Consider the following 403-nt stretch of genomic DNA (forward strand, 5'->3'; position numbering starts at 1 on the left):
TTTCCCGACGTGTTGTTGGATGGTCAATGGATAAAATGATGGATCGTCATCTGGTCATTAATGCTCTACTAATGGCCATCTGGCAGCGTAAACCTAAAGGTGAAGTGCTGGTACACAGCGATCAGGGGAGCCAATATGCGAGCTCTGACTATCTCGTTTTTATGAAGGCTCATAACTTAGCGCCATCAATGAGTCGTCGAGGCAATTGCCATGATAATGCGGTGGCAGAAAGCTTTTTTGCCACCTTTAAGAAGAGAGTGACAAAACGAAAGATATACTCGACACGAGAAGAAGCGAAAGGTGAGATATTTAATTTTATTGAGATGTTCTACAATCCGATAAAACGGCATTCGCATACAGGCGGTGTGTCACCTGCTAAGTTCGAAGAAAAGTATTTTTTAGA

General features: G+C 42.7%; 1 protein-coding gene. It reads left to right on the top strand.

The features are described 5' to 3' along the window. Window positions 1-403: IS3 family transposase (locus tag V6259_RS19675; RefSeq protein ID WP_341585974.1), on the top strand; the 403-nt coding region annotated here is incomplete at both ends.

Source organism: Marinomonas sp. TI.3.20 (assembly GCF_038155025.1).
GTDB lineage: Bacteria > Pseudomonadota > Gammaproteobacteria > Pseudomonadales > Marinomonadaceae > Marinomonas > Marinomonas flavescens.